The sequence below is a fragment of the Enterococcus sp. AMC2644 genome (genome assembly GCF_058216475.1).
This window is the reverse complement of the sequence record NZ_CM177095.1, coordinates 2,330,456-2,343,941: the sequence shown is the minus strand read 5'-3', so window position 1 is coordinate 2,343,941 and position 13,486 is coordinate 2,330,456. Positions and strand designations below refer to the sequence as shown.

Here is a 13,486-nt window from a genome sequence, read left to right as displayed (position 1 = left end):
AATCCTCCTAAAAAATAAAGTAGTAGTCATTACAACTACTACTTTACTTTTTTTAGTTCTTTTTTTCAAGTAAATTTTGTCTAAACTAGACCTTGTGCATACATTGCTTTGGCAACACGGGCAAACCCTGCAATATTTGCACCTAACATAAAGTTGTTTTCTGCATCAAATTCGTTTGCAGTGTCACGACATGCTTCATAAATATTTTTCATGATACCATCTAAACGCGTATCTACTTCTTCTGCTTCCCATTGTAAGCGTTGAGAGTTTTGGCTCATTTCTAATGCAGAAACTGCAACTCCACCAGCATTCGCTGCTTTACCTGGGCAATAGTATACGTTATTTTCGATGAAATATTCTGCTGATTCAAGGGTACTTGGCATGTTTGCACCTTCTGCAACTACACGAACACCATTTTTAACTAAGCGTTTTGCTTGGTCAATATTGATTTCATTTTGTGTTGCACATGGGAATGCAAGTTCAGCATCTACATCAAAGTCCCAAACAGAACCTTCATAGTATTCTGCAGTTGGACGTTGTTCAGCATAAGCGGTTAAACGTTCACGTTTTACTTCTTTGATATCTTTTAGTAAAGCTAGATCAATCCCATCTTTGTCGTAGATGAAACCATTTGAATCTGAACAAGTTACGGCATTTGCACCTAAAGCTTGTAATTTTTCAATTGCGTAAATCGCAACGTTCCCACTACCAGAGATAATAGCTGTTTTACCTTCAAAGTTTTCATTTAAATCAGCTAAAAGATGTTTTACAAAATAAACGGCACCGTAACCAGTTGCTTCTGTACGAATTTTACTACCCCAGAAGTCTAATGGTTTACCAGTTAATACACCTGCATCATATTGTTTCAAGCGTTTGTAAGTACCATATAAGTAGCTAATTTCACGTCCACCTACACCAATATCACCAGCTGGAACATCTAAACTTGGGCCAATGTATTTTGACAATTCTGTCATAAAACTTTGGCAGAAACGCATGATTTCTGCATCTGATTTTCCTTTAGGGTCAAAATCACTTCCACCTTTACCACCACCAATTGGTAGACCAGTTAAGCTATTTTTGAAAATTTGTTCAAAAGCCAAGAATTTCAAAATACTCAAGTTAACGCTCGGATGGAAACGTAAACCACCTTTGTATGGGCCTAACGCTGAGTTGAATTGAATACGGTAACCACGATTTACTTGCCAGTTTCCTTTGTCATCTTGCCATGGCACACGGAATTGAATGAAACGTTCTGGTTCTGTAATAAGAGACAACAAGTTGCTATCTTCATACTCTGGATGTTTCTCCAAGAATGGAACAACTGTTGTTAAGAATTCATCTGCTGCTTGTAAAAATTCTGGTTGATTGGCATCCTTTGCGTGAATTTCTTCTTGAATGCTTTTTACATATTCTGATGCTTTTGTCATGAAAATACCCCCTTGTTTTGGTAGTATGAATTCTAGCAGAAATAAATTGATTTTGCACGCATTTTTTTACAAAAAGTTTAAATTTTCAGACTATTTACATTGGAGTGATATATATGGAATCATCCTATGACGTAATCGTTGTCGGAGGCGGAACAAGTGGATTAATGGCTGCAATCGCAGCTGCAGAAAGCAATTCAAAGGTATTACTAATTGAAAAAAACAAGCGATTTGGTAAGAAATTATTAATGACTGGAGGTGGACGCTGCAATGTTACAAATAATCGCATGGTAGATGATTTGATTCAACATATTCCAGGAAATGGAAAATTTTTGTATAGTACGTTTGCCCAGTTCAATAATCAAGATATTATGAATTTTTTCGAGTCTCAAGGCGTTTCATTAAAAGAAGAAGATCATGGCCGCATGTTTCCTGTTACTAACAAATCAAAGACTATCGTCGATACACTTGTCAATCGTGTGAAAGAATTAGGTGTCACTATTGCCACCAATACAGTAGTTACGAAACTTTTACACGAAACAGAAATTACTGGTGTGGAAACTGAATTTGAGACTTTCTATGCCCCATGCGTGGTCTTAACTACTGGCGGAAGGACGTATCCTTCGACTGGTTCAACAGGTGATGGCTATAAATTAGCGAAAAAAGTTGGTCATACCATCGCGCCACTCTATCCAACAGAGTCCCCTCTCATTTCCGAAGAACCTTTCATTTGTGAGAAAACCTTACAAGGAATTTCTTTGCGCGATATTTGTTTATCGGTTTTAAATGAACAAGGCAAGTCAGTCACTAGTCATAAAATGGATCTGTTGTTTACCCATTTTGGTGTATCCGGACCTGCAGCATTACGCTGTTCATCGTTTGTCAATCAGCTTCTAGAAACCCAAAAATATGTCAAGGTTGTCTTAGATTGCTTCCCAGACTTATCAGAAGCTGAGTTAACTAAACTGATCCAGGATGCTCTCACTGATACTAAAAAAGTCCTAAAAAATGCTTTACAATCGTTTTTACCAGAGCGGCTCTTACATTTTTATTTAGAAAGATTAGAATTAGGAGATCTACCAGCAAATCAACTAACTGAAGATCAGCTAGCTGCAATTGTTGACTTATGGAAAAATTTTTCTATTCAAATCGTTAAAACTTTCCCATTAGAAAAATCATTTGTGACTGGTGGCGGCATTAACTTAAAAGAAATCAATCCCAAAACCATGGAAAGTAAACGAATGCCAGGATTATTTTTTGGAGGCGAACTGATTGATATTAATGGCTATACAGGTGGCTTTAATATTACTGCTGCTTTTTGTACTGGTCATTCTGCTGGAAAACATGCGGCTGAAGTTGCGTCTTATTTCCATTATTAAACAAGTCTAACTAAATATAGACAACCAAAAATATCCGAACTATAGAGCACTCTGGATTTAGAGTATCTCTCATCAGTTCGGATATTAACTTGCTACGATTTTATCTATTCTATAATATCTACAAAATTCCCTCGTGTAATTTTTACTAAATCTTGTGGAGCTAACTCCATCTGTAAACCGCGACGACCAGCCGAAACAATCATTGTGGTCAATAATTCAGCAGATTGATCGACATAGGTCGGAAATAATTTTTTCATTCCTACAGGTGAACAACCTCCACGAATATAACCAGTGGTTGTTTCTAACTCACGTAAGTGGAGCATCTCAACTTTCTTGTTGTTACTGGCTTTAGCAATTTTTTTCAAATCCAATTCATGTTTTCCAGGAATTACAGCTACTAATGGTCCCGTTTTATTGCCAACTGCTACCAATGTTTTGTAAATATTCTTTTTCTCACCTAATTGCTCAGAAACGTCCGTTGCACTCAAATGATCTTCAGACCATTCATATTGATGTTCAACATAAGGGATTTTCTGTTGTTCAATTAGACGAATAGCGTTAGTTTTGACACTTTTTTTCTTTGCCACATTTGTCACTTCCTATTATTCAGTTACATGTAATGCCTCAAGAATTAGCGTTAATTGCTCGACGGGAATCTGACCGGGAGCTGATGCTTGATCCAATGAACCAAATGTAAAAACTGAATCAATAATTTCGCCACTTACTCGCGTAATTTTTCCTAAGTCACCCATCGCCATTACTGCTAATGGGAGTTGGTTAAAGACTTGAACTTTTTTGGGAATGCCCATTACTCGTAAAACATCTTGTAAATTATGAGGCATTACTGCTAATTTTCCAATATCTGCACCAAACTGGTTCATCACGTTAACTCGATAAACTAATTCACCATCGGCAGGTGTTTGATCAAAATCATGCGAACTCATAACTATTTTGATTGCGGCGTTTTTTAAATCGCTAATGAAATCTCGACCTAAAAATTGCGCCATGCTCAATTCTACATCCATTAAATCAACTAAACCTAAATACGCAATATTGGTATATAAGCTTTGATACGCAGTTAATGAAATAGACTGTTCGCCACCTTCTTCTTTGGTTCTAAATGTAAACAACAAAACTTTATCTGTCATTTCACGCAGTGCTGCTACCACATCATACACTTTTTCCAAATCAGCTACTTCACTAAAATAATCTACGCGCCATTCAATAATTTCTGCTGCTGATTCATTTGCTCGCAGGCATTGTTCAAGTATTTCTTTTTTTGTCAAACCTACTAACGGCACACAAATTTTTGGTCTTCCTGATCCAATTTCCACATTTCGTACTTGCAACAAAAAAAACACCTCATTTTTATTTTTTCACTTGATAGAAATAAACTTTTAGGTAATCGCCTTCTGGAAAATGTTGATACACAGCAAAATCACTCGGCAAATGATATGTCGCTATTTTTTCAAATCCCACACCTTTTTTTACAAAAGCATCCTCAATCATTTGTTGGAAACGTTGAGGCGACAAATTAGCTGCATTTGTTGAAGCGATTATCACACCGTCTTCATTCAAGATATCCACACTATCTTCAATTAACTCACCATAATTTTTTGCCACACGGAAAACTTTTTTCTTATTACGTGCAAAGCTTGGTGGGTCTAAAATAATTAAATCAAAACTTAATTCTTTTTTCTTAGCATATTTAAAATATTCAAAGGTATCCATTACATGGATTTTTTGGTGCTTCTCTTCTAACCCATTCACAACAAATTGTTCTTTGGTTTTAGGCAAACTTCTTTTAGCTAAATCTACACTTGTGGTTTGCACCGCTCCACCCATTGCTGCTGCGACTGAAAAAGCACCTGTATAGCTAAACATGTTTAATACATTTTTTCCTGAAGCAAAGCCTTCTGCTAATAGACCTCTCACCTCACGTTGATCTAAAAAAATGCCTGTCATCAGCCCTTCATTAAGATATGTAGCATATTGAATTCCATTTTCTTTAATTACCAGTGGTTCTGGAGCGTTCTCGCCATAGACAAATTGACTTTCTGGTAAGGTCGATTCAAAACGAATTTTCTCGTAAGCTCCTCTTACTTCTGGAAAAACTTCTTGAAAAGCTTTTACTATTGTAGCTTTTTGATGATAAAACGTTTCATTATACCAAGAGAAAACAGCATACTCCGCATACAAATCAATAATTAAGCCACCTAATTCATCACCTTCACCATTAATTACTCGAAAAGCAGTGGTCTGACTATCTACATAATAAGCTTGTCGCTTTGCTTTAGCAGTTGCAAAGCGTTGTACAAAAAATTCATGGTTGATGGCACAGTTTTCCCTTGTTAATAACCAACCAATTCCTTTATTTTGTCGGCCTAAATAACCTTGGGCTAAATAAGTTCCTTTTGAATCAGTAAACGTTACCCAGTCATTTGTATCAATTTTTTGTATCAAATCTTCTTCTTGAATTAAAGGATAGCCTTTTTTAATTTTTTTAGCTGCTTGTTGCGTCACTTTTATGTTCATATTTCCTCCACCTGCTTTGTACTCGTTGTATGTAGTATAACAAAAACATTTTTTTTTGTCTGCCACCTCTGATTTTAAAGAAAATTTTAATTTACCAAAGGTTCTTCTTATTTCATTGACACACTTTCTTGTACTTAGTAGAATAATAGAGATGATTGAAAATAAGTGAAACTGTTTTTCACGAAAGATTTCAAGAAAGTGGGGAGTACTCCTTTGAAAAATTTAAAAATACCAAATTTCTTAAACACTCGTATGGGCTTCTTCAGCTTATTGGCTGTTTTGTTTTGGATTAAAAATATCGCTGCATATATGACTGAATTCAATCTAGGAATCGAAAGTCCAATGCAGTATTTTATTCTGTTTATCAATCCAATTGCAACGACTTTGTTACTGTTATCCATTGCCTTATATGTGAGGCGAACAAAACTGTCCTATATCACAATGATACTAATTTATTTTATTATGACAGTCTTGCTTTTCTCAAACGTCACTTATTATCGTGAATTTACTGACTTTATTACAATCAATACGATATTAGGTGCAGGCAAAGTTGCAGAAGGCTTAGGACACAGTGCCTTGAAGTTGTTCCATCCAACTGATATTTTTTATTTCGTTGATTTCATCTTATTAGGTGGCGCATTAATGACGAAAAAAATTAAAATGGATGAACGCCCCATTCGTGCTCGTGTCGCTTTAGCTGTATCTACGCTAGCTGTCATGGTTTTCTCCGGTAATCTTTTCTTAGCAGAAACCGATCGTTCAGGATTGTTAACAAGAACCTTCTCGCGCGATTATCTTGTCAAATACTTAGGGATTAATGCATTTACTGCTTATGATGCTGTTCAAACTTACAAGACTACTCAAGTTCGTGCTGAAGCAAGTCCAAATGACATGAAAGAAGTGGAAGATTATGTCAAAGGGCATTATGCTGAACCAAATGATGATATGTTCGGTATTGCTAAAGGAAAAAATGTCATTTACATTCATCTAGAAAGTACTCAACAATTTTTAATTGACTATAAACTAAAAGATGAAAATGGCGTGGAACATGAAGTGATGCCATTTGTTAATAGCATCTACCATGACCAAAGCACCTATAGCTTTGATAACTTCTTCCATCAAGTAAAAGCTGGTAAAACAAGTGATGCTGAAACATTGTTGGAAACTTCTTTATTCGGACTAAATCAAGGTGCCTTCTTTACTCAATTCGGTGGCAAGAATACCTTTGAAGCAGCACCAGATATTTTAAAACAAACGCAAGGTTATACTACAGCAGTTTTCCACGGAAATTCAGGAAACTTCTGGAATCGTAATGAAATTTATAAACGTTTTGGATATGATTATTTCTTTGATGCCTCTTATTATGATGTAAACGAAGATAACTCATTCCAATACGGATTACATGATAAACCATTTTTCGAACAATCTACGCAATATCTAGAACACTTGCAACAACCGTTTTATTCAAAATTTATTGCTGTATCGAATCACTATCCATATGCTGAGTTTACGAATGATGACGCTGGTTTCCCAATGGCAGATACACCAGACGAAACAGTGAATGGTTATTTTGCAACTGCTAATTATTTAGATAAAGCAGTCGAAGAATTCTTCAACTACTTAAAAGCAAGTGGTTTATATGATAATTCAGTTATTGTTTTATACGGTGACCACTATGGCGTATCAAATGGTCGTAACCGTAGCCTAGCAGAATTAGTTGGTAAAACAAGTAGCTCTTGGAATGATTTTGACAATGCTCAAATGCAACGTGTCCCATTTATGATTCATATCCCTGGACAAGAAAACGGTGGAATCAATCATACGTATGGTGCGCAAGTCGACTCCCTACCAACTTTATTACACTTGTTAGGTATTGATACACAAAACTATATTCAATTAGGACAAGATTTATTCTCTAAAAATCATCAAGATTTAGCTGTGTTCCGTGATGGTTCATTTATGACTTCAAAATACACGTTCTATAATGGTACGTTGTATGACAATGAAACCCAACTGCCAATCACAGAACCATCTGATGAATTACAAGCACAAATTGATGAATTACAAAAAGAAGCGAACCGTCAATTAGAAATTTCTGATAAAGTTAACAATGGTGATCTGCTTCGTTTCCATACAGGTAGCAATTTAGAACCAATTGATCCATCTGAATATAGCTATAAAAATATTATGGAACGCTTAGTTGAACAAGAAAAAACATTGGGCAATCAATCAACTAGTCTCTTCTCAAAAAATAGTAATCAATCAACCGTTGATTTATACAATACAAAATCTTACAAAGAATATCATCCAGAAGAAACAGCTACTTCGACTTCTGAAAGCGAAACAAAGTGAAAAAAGAATTCGTTCGGTCACAAGACTGAACGGATTCTTTTTTTTAATATAAGATATTCATATTTTTTTCAAATTCCTCTTATATACTTAATGATAAGGAAGGAGGAAGAAAATCGTGTTCAAGTTTGCTTTAGCTAGCATGAAGTACCATAAACGCGCTACCTTTATTTACATAATCTTTTTGACCATAAGTAGTTGTTTATTTTTATTAATCGACAGTCTGCGAGAGTCTCTACCTGTTCTAATTAAGCAGACACAAGACTTGCTTGACACTTCTGGTTATCAAGAAGAAAAACAAGTGATTTTCCAGCAATTACAGATAGACAGTCAAAAATTATTGGCTTATTATGACCAACTACGTTCCCTTTTGCTAGTAACATTTAGCTTTATTTTCTTCTTTCTAGTATTTATTTATCAACGAAAAAAAGCACAAGAATTTGCTGCTTGGTACCAATCTGGAAGTTCATTTTGGAATTGGGTTCGCTTAAATTTAAGTGAATGTCTCATTCCATTATTCATAGTAACCATGATTTTTTCGTTTCTTTTTCTATTTTTTCAATATTCCATTGGAAAATTAATTTTAATGATTCATTTAGAATTTATGAATCATCTAAATGGTACTTCACCTAACCTTCAATTAGGTGAAAACCATACGCTGAATCAGTTGTTTATTCGCTTTCCAACAACCAATGATGCGTTACTGGCATCAATACAACTAACCAATAAACAATGGTTAAGTATTTTCTTTACAACACTTTTAACAACCATGCGCACATTGTTCCTAATCATTACGCTAATTGGTTTTACTACACTTACAAGTTATAGTTATTGGAGGTACCGACATTGGAACAACTCATCCCATTAAATCAACTAGAATCGGGTTTCTATTTAATTGCACATGATAACTGTAAACAAGAGCTGTTCCAAGCTATACCTACTCGACGCCAAGATATTGGGAGTATTAGTGAAGATTGGCAACTCTTACCTTTTTTATCACTAAAAGATAACTTATTATTAGGTGTGAGACGCCGGATGAAGTTCAAATTACCTTTCTACTTGAGATATGTGGAACTATCACCAGCTATTTTTACACAGGCAATAGAGGAACTTTCTTCATTAGATAAACTCAAACTACAACTGATTCGTCAGCTTTTACAACAAAAGAAGATTCTCTTTTTAATGCATTGTTGTGAATCATTAACCGTCCAAGAGATTCAATGGTTATTGCCATTTTGCCAAAAACTTGCCAAATCACAACAATTAAAAATTCTGTTATTCAGCTCAGATCCACAACTAACTTCTACGCCATATATCGACAAACTACTTTAAAACAAATATTGAAGGGTCTATGACATAAGGAAAAAGACGAAAATATCCGAACAATTAGAATGAGTTACGCCAAATCAAGGCGAAATTATTCGGATATTTTACTGTCAATTAACTTATGTCATAGACCCTTTATCTTTTAATCTTTAATTTCAGTATCAGGGAAACTGATTCTAAATGTAGTGCCATGTTTTAATTCACTTTGCACATCAATTTTTCCTTTATGCAAACGAACTAATTGTTGCACAATTGGAAGCCCTAAGCCAGACTCACCAAATTTACGATTTTTACGGGAAGGATCGACTTTATAATACCTATCCCAAATGTTTTTTAACTGCTCTTCAGACATACCGATACCAGTATCTGAAATCTCAATAATGGTTTCTAAATACCCTTTTTCTATTTTTACACGAATTTCACCATCCGTTGTAAATTGAATCGCATTTTGAATAATATTCACCATAATCTGAACAAATCGATCGTAATCAGCAAAAACATCAACTGCTTGGGTAGTTTCCAAAACTAGTTGGTCATTAGCAGCTTCGGCCTTGCTTTCTAATTGAGATAGAATTGCTTCTAAAGCTTCTGTCGCATTGAATTTTTTTACAATAATCGAAATTTGATTGGTCCGAATTTTCTCATAATCTAGATTTTCATTCACTAAACGAATTAAACGTTCTGTCTCATTTTTCATTAAGCGTATCGCATTTTCTTTTTGATTTTCTGGAATAGCATTGTACTCTAGACCTTCTAATAAACCATTAATTGTTGTTAACGGTGTACGCATTTCATGAGAGGCATCCGCCATAAATTGTCGACGGCGCTCTTCTTGGCGCTTAATTTCTTCTTGTGATTCTTTTAAGGAGAAAGTCATTTGATTGAAATCTTCTGCTAGTTCATCAAATTCATCCCGATTATGGACAGGTAAAATAATGTCGAAATTACCGCTAGCAACTTCTTTTGTAGCACTTTTCATCCGATTAATTCGCCTAACTTGAAACGTTGCGTAAAAATAGCTAATAATTAGAGCTACTATTCCTGATAACGCAAAGCCTTTTATTAGATTCAATGTAAATTCATTAGCAGTATCTTGAATATTCCGAGCTGGTTGGGTCACAATCAATGCCCCATAAAACTCATCGTTTAAGTTTACAGGAATCATTGTGTAAGATGTCGTACCTTTTTGTCCAAAAATATCCTGTTGTAATGTCACTTGTGGTGTTTGCCCTTCTTGTAATTTATTCCAATATTCTTGGGCAGGAAAAACAATTTGCTTATCAGTAGCCACAGGATATAAGACATCCCCATCTTGTTTCAAAAACACAAAAGTCACGTCTTGTTGGTTCAAAGTCATTTCTGAAATATTCAACGCACGAATCAAATCCAATTCTAAATCATAGGAAGGAATTGTATCGCTTGTTACCCGCATCACTTTTACCACTGCATTTGCATAGCCTAGTAGTTGATTGTAGTTATTGGTTTCAATGCTTTGTCTTGTCATTTGAATAAAAGCAATCCCCAATGTCATCAACGTAATCCCAATAACAAACCAAAAAGCAAGTAATTGTTGATAAAGATATCGCATTAGGCAACACCTGAATCATCAAACTTATACCCAACGCCCCAGACAGTTTGAATCACTTGTGGTCCTACTTTTTCAATTTTTTGTCGTAACTTTTTAATATGTGCATCTACTGTACGTTCATCACCAAAGTATTGATAATCCCAAACAAGCTCCAATAGTTGTTCCCGAGAAAAAACTTGACGAGGCTTTTTCGCTAAAGTATACAGTAAATCAAACTCTTTAGGCGTTAAACCATCGATTGGGTGATTATCTAAATAAGCTTCACGAGTTTTAGTATTCATTTTAAAGTGGTCGGTTTCTACATCAAAAGTTTGATCGTCATCAGCAGAGACAGTTATTTTCTCAGCTAGTTCACTACGACGATGCAAAGCTTTCATGCGAGCAATCAGAGTTAACGGACTAAAAGGTTTTGTTACATAATCATCCGCCCCCATCTCTAGTCCAATAACTTGATCGCTTTCAGAATCACGTGCTGTTAGCATGATAATCGGTACCGTACTTGATATTTTACGAATCTCACGAGCGACCATCATTCCATCCATACTTGGTAAATTTAAGTCAAGGGTAATCATATCCCATTTCTTAGGCTCTGCTGAAAAAGTCTCTAATCCTTCTTTCCCATCGTATTTAAATGTTGCTTCCCAGCCCTCATTTAAGAAAAACATTTGCATCATTTCTGATACAGATTCATTGTCTTCAATCATTAATATATTCATTCTTCTTCACCTCTATGTTGTAAATCAAACTTTTTTAATTTCATTTCAATACAACCAAACATCGGTGCACTAACCCAAGGAATTGCTAGCATTTCGACTATAAAAAAGTTTGTTCGATATGTCTCATTCAAAAAAAAGCCGATAGCCATCATAATAAAACCAAACGACAAAAAGAAACGACGACTGATTTTTTGTGCATAAGCCCAATGTGCGTCACTTTGTTTTGACAAATAGGAACGATACCCATAAATCAACTGATTTATCTTCATTGACCATACTAAAAACGCTAAGCTCATGCCTAAAAATGCCATCACCATACAAAAAAATCATTTTGACATGCCTAGTTTCCATTCTTGTTCTAGTATACTCGAAATTTCATTTCACACCAACAACTTCATATTTTCTACAATAAATATTTGTCTTTTTTTCATTCTTTGTTAAGATAAAGAAGATACGGTTTAAAGGAGAGTAATTTATGACTTATCAAGCACTAGCTTTTTTTGATTTAGATGGTACATTATTGAATCAGCATTCCAAAATCACCCCTGAAATTACTGAAGCAATGACACAATTAAAAAACAATAAGGTTCTACCCATTATCGCAACTGGACGTACTGAAGCTGAAATTTATCATATCCGTGATGCAGCTGGAATTACGTCAAACATCGCTATGAACGGTGCTTTTATCCGCATTGATGGCAAAGAAGTTTATAGTGAAACCATTGATACAACAATTTCAGAACGGATGCTTCATGCAGTTGAGCAAAAACAACATGCTTTATCGTTTTATAATCCGACCGGTTACTGGACAACTAATTATAACGATAATATGCACAAAGCTTATAACTTCATTCATAGTGAAATGCCTATGATTGATCCCTTAGGTTACAAAGAAAAGGATGTTAACATGTTATTAATCCTTTCTCAAGATGGTGATGATTACTATCATGAGCTGTTTCCAGAACTAACCTTTTACCGCAATGGTCCTTATTCGATTGATACCGTTAATAAAGGAACTTCAAAAGGAAAAGCAGTCCATACATTGCAAAAATTAATGCATTTAGAACATGTACCAACATTCGGTTTTGGTGATGGTAATAATGACTTTGCATTATTAGAAGCTTGTGACCATAAAATTGCTATGGGAAATGCGGTCGATGGTTTAAAAGAAATTGCCAGTTTCGTAACGAAAAAAAATACCGAAGGCGGAATTATTCACGCCTTGAAACATTTTGACTTAATTTAAAAAAAGCTTACTGAAACAATACATTCATGACTTGTTTCAGTAAGCTTTTGTCTTATTTTGGGATTAATCAACATTTCCACTTCTCCTATACATAGAATCAATCGAACCAAATTAGCTAAAAAAAGCGCATCTTCGCTTCATACTCAGTTCATTTTCATGCAAATTTTTAAGTAGGACCTGACACCTCTTGCCGATAATGAATATAAAAAAAAGCTTCAAACCATTGATTATCAAAGGTTTGAAGCTTTTTAGCCATATGGAGGCGGCGGGAGTCGAACCCGCGTCCAAACATATCGCCACTCAAAAATCTACGCTCATAGTCAGTTCTATTTAAGAGATTCGCTCAATAAATCGCCGAGTGACAGGCTATCTATGTTGCTAGTCTGATAGTCTCTTCTAAATTTTACAGACGGAAAAATTTAGCGTATCCCACTTAGAATAGGACCCTGACCCGAGCACATGGGCGATGCCGGGAGGATCTACGCTAACTGTTTTTAGGCAGCTAAAGCGTAAGAGTTATTGTTTTTAGCAGTTATATTTAACTGTAACGTTTTTACGTAGACGTAACCTACGAAACGCAATTCAAGTTCGAACTATGCCTGTCGAATCCGTAACGCCCCCCTTATAAAGGGGGTATTGCTACCGAATATTAGTATAACATAACTAAAATTGATTTCAACTAAAATGTTTTGACCAGTCTTGACTAATCCTCCTTTGTTACAATTGACGTAAAATTTCACAAAATGTAACAAAACTCATCTGGCTGTAATCGTTTTTCATGCTACTATTTTTTATATAAAAAGGAGGACGAGATTATGGAAGAACTATTCTTTGCACCTTTTGATTGGTTATACGGGATTCTCTCAGGTAATGGAAAATAAAACAAAACAGATTCACTGATATACTCCCTTAACTAGGACAAA

The 13,486-nt window shown here is 35.2% G+C and carries 12 protein-coding genes and 1 other RNA gene; 5 read left to right on the top strand and 8 right to left on the bottom strand.

Annotation, left to right across the window (positions count from 1 at the left end; all coding sequences use genetic code 11):
* Positions 1-80 precede the first annotated feature (80 nt).
* Positions 81-1,427, bottom strand: a complete 1,347-nt coding sequence (gene gdhA, locus AC4BC5_RS11445; RefSeq protein ID WP_490495515.1) for an NADP-specific glutamate dehydrogenase — start codon at positions 1,425-1,427, stop codon at positions 81-83.
* A gap of 113 nt (positions 1,428-1,540) precedes the next feature.
* Here gdhA and AC4BC5_RS11440 point away from each other — a divergent pair, with 113 nt between their 5' ends.
* Positions 1,541-2,803, top strand: a complete 1,263-nt coding sequence (locus tag AC4BC5_RS11440) for a BaiN/RdsA family NAD(P)/FAD-dependent oxidoreductase (RefSeq protein WP_490495514.1) — start codon at positions 1,541-1,543, stop codon at positions 2,801-2,803.
* 104 nt (positions 2,804-2,907) lie between these two features.
* On the opposite strand, the gene ybaK is transcribed toward AC4BC5_RS11440, so the two are convergent.
* Genes ybaK through AC4BC5_RS11425 form a run of 3 tightly spaced genes read right to left on the bottom strand, consistent with a single transcriptional unit; the run spans position 2,908 to position 5,338 of the window.
* A complete protein-coding gene (gene ybaK, locus AC4BC5_RS11435; RefSeq protein WP_490495513.1) occupies positions 2,908-3,390 on the bottom strand; it encodes a Cys-tRNA(Pro) deacylase in 483 nt (160 codons plus the stop codon).
* Between the two features lie 15 nt (positions 3,391-3,405).
* Positions 3,406-4,155, bottom strand: coding sequence for a type I 3-dehydroquinate dehydratase (gene aroD, locus AC4BC5_RS11430; protein WP_490495512.1), 750 nt, complete (start codon positions 4,153-4,155; stop codon positions 3,406-3,408).
* Between the two features lie 16 nt (positions 4,156-4,171).
* Entirely contained in the window at positions 4,172-5,338 is a 1,167-nt protein-coding gene (locus tag AC4BC5_RS11425) for a class I SAM-dependent rRNA methyltransferase (RefSeq protein WP_490495511.1), read from the bottom strand.
* 213 nt (positions 5,339-5,551) lie between these two features.
* Here AC4BC5_RS11425 and AC4BC5_RS11420 point away from each other — a divergent pair, with 213 nt between their 5' ends.
* From AC4BC5_RS11420 to AC4BC5_RS11410, 3 genes are all read left to right on the top strand, one after another.
* The gene (locus AC4BC5_RS11420) at positions 5,552-7,690 is read left to right on the top strand and encodes an LTA synthase family protein (RefSeq protein ID WP_490495510.1); all 2,139 of its coding nucleotides are present in this window, start codon (positions 5,552-5,554) and stop codon (positions 7,688-7,690) included.
* Positions 7,691-7,805: 115 nt separating this feature from the next.
* The gene (locus AC4BC5_RS11415; protein ID WP_490495509.1) at positions 7,806-8,555 is read left to right on the top strand and encodes a hypothetical protein; all 750 of its coding nucleotides are present in this window, start codon (positions 7,806-7,808) and stop codon (positions 8,553-8,555) included.
* Positions 8,534-9,019 carry a hypothetical protein gene (locus AC4BC5_RS11410; protein ID WP_490495508.1) on the top strand — a complete coding sequence of 162 codons (486 nt, stop codon included), beginning with the start codon at positions 8,534-8,536 and terminating at the stop codon, positions 9,017-9,019. The genes AC4BC5_RS11415 and AC4BC5_RS11410 overlap by 22 nt, the downstream gene beginning before the upstream one ends.
* Before the next feature lie 136 nt (positions 9,020-9,155).
* Here AC4BC5_RS11410 and AC4BC5_RS11405 read toward each other — a convergent pair whose 3' ends face one another.
* From AC4BC5_RS11405 to AC4BC5_RS11395, 3 genes are read right to left on the bottom strand one after another with little or no spacing between them, the layout of a single operon-like run.
* Positions 9,156-10,601, bottom strand: coding sequence for an ATP-binding protein (locus AC4BC5_RS11405; protein WP_490495507.1), 1,446 nt, complete (start codon positions 10,599-10,601; stop codon positions 9,156-9,158).
* The gene (locus tag AC4BC5_RS11400; protein WP_490495506.1) at positions 10,601-11,317 is read right to left on the bottom strand and encodes a winged helix-turn-helix domain-containing protein; all 717 of its coding nucleotides are present in this window, start codon (positions 11,315-11,317) and stop codon (positions 10,601-10,603) included. Before AC4BC5_RS11400 ends, AC4BC5_RS11405 begins: the two co-directional genes overlap by 1 nt.
* On the bottom strand, positions 11,314-11,634 hold the full coding sequence (locus AC4BC5_RS11395; RefSeq protein ID WP_490495505.1) for an SdpI family protein: 321 nt from the start codon (positions 11,632-11,634) through the stop codon (positions 11,314-11,316). The genes AC4BC5_RS11400 and AC4BC5_RS11395 overlap by 4 nt, the downstream gene beginning before the upstream one ends.
* A gap of 158 nt (positions 11,635-11,792) precedes the next feature.
* On the opposite strand from AC4BC5_RS11395, the gene AC4BC5_RS11390 reads away from it, so the two are divergent.
* Positions 11,793-12,563 carry a Cof-type HAD-IIB family hydrolase gene (locus tag AC4BC5_RS11390; RefSeq protein WP_490495504.1) on the top strand — a complete coding sequence of 257 codons (771 nt, stop codon included), beginning with the start codon at positions 11,793-11,795 and terminating at the stop codon, positions 12,561-12,563.
* Positions 12,564-12,817: 254 nt separating this feature from the next.
* Here AC4BC5_RS11390 and ssrA read toward each other — a convergent pair.
* Positions 12,818-13,184: a transfer-messenger RNA gene (gene ssrA / locus AC4BC5_RS11385) on the bottom strand.
* Positions 13,185-13,486: the final 302 nt, after the last annotated feature.